Source organism: Zavarzinella formosa DSM 19928 (assembly GCF_000255705.1).
In the GTDB taxonomy this organism is placed as follows: Bacteria; Planctomycetota; Planctomycetia; order Gemmatales; family Gemmataceae; genus Zavarzinella; species Zavarzinella formosa.
The window spans coordinates 1-1,024 of record NZ_AIAB01000553.1 but is presented as its reverse complement, the minus strand read 5'-3'; the positions used below and the strand labels follow the sequence as shown (position 1 = coordinate 1,024).

The 1,024-nt window shown below is 63.2% G+C and carries 2 protein-coding genes; one reads left to right on the top strand and one right to left on the bottom strand.

Going from position 1 to position 1,024, the window contains the following annotated elements:
- A partial coding sequence (locus BGIM_RS47925; protein ID WP_020467910.1) for a calcium-binding protein occupies window positions 1-770 on the top strand: 770 nt, incomplete at its 5' end.
- A gap of 24 nt (window positions 771-794) precedes the next feature.
- Here the strand turns inward: BGIM_RS47925 and BGIM_RS62360 are convergent.
- Window positions 795-1,024: hypothetical protein (locus BGIM_RS62360; RefSeq protein ID WP_157368529.1), on the bottom strand; the 230-nt coding region annotated here is incomplete at its 5' end.

The window sequence follows — 1,024 nt, the reverse complement described above, 5'->3', positions numbered from 1 at the left end:
TGACGGCCGTCGGCACAGCCGGCAAAGCGAGCGTGGCGGCCGTGACTCCGGTGGCCATCAAGACGGTCGCGTTGATTAACAACGATCTCTGCATTGGCGGCGCGACCGGGGCTGATGCGATCACCGTCACACCGACCGGCGACATCAGCGGCCGCACCCTCTCGGTCACGATCAACAATGTTCTGCAACCCGGCGGGCCGTTCATTCCGACGGGCCACATCCTCATTTACAGTCAGGCCGGCGCCGACACGGTCAAACTGGTGGCCGCCACGATCAACGGCCAGACAGTGGACGTGGCTGTCCCGGCGGTCATCTTCGGCGGCACCGGCAACAAGAACTTCTCGGCGGCCGGCAGCAGCGCGAACAACGTGCTGATCGGCGGAACCGGGGCCGATCAACTCACCGGGGGAACCGGCCGCGACATCCTCATCGGCGGCGCCGGTGCCGATATCCTGCATGCCGGCAGCGGCGACAGCCTGCTCATCAGCGGCAAGACCGCCTACGACACCAGCCTCGCCGCCTGGCTCGCCCTCTCGGCCGAATGGAGCCAAAATCTCCCCTACCAAGAACGGGTTCAAGACCTGTACGGCACCCACACCGGCGGCTTGAATGGCGCCTTCCTGCTGAACAGCCAAACGATCTTCCGCGACACGGTCCCCAACCAGATCTTCGGCGGCCCCGGCAATGACTGGTTCTGGGCCGTGCGCACCACGACACTGGCCGACAAACTGACGGGTTACGCCAGCGGCGAAGTCGAGACGTTTGAATGATGACTGATTTGGTGGGCCATGAAGTCATGCGCGCTCACAAGAACGAACCTGCTTGCCGTTCATTCTTGGCGAGCCGAACGCCGTCAGACGTCGGGTAACGACTTTTGCCCGCCAGAAGCGTTCACCACGGGTCATGGTCTGGCCGGGAAAAAGGGAAGCGGTTCGCCCGCCGGAAGCCACCCGGCCGCTCACACTGCTCGGCTCGCCAATACCAAAACCAACCTTTGAAAACCCAAAAAGCGCAACATCAAAAC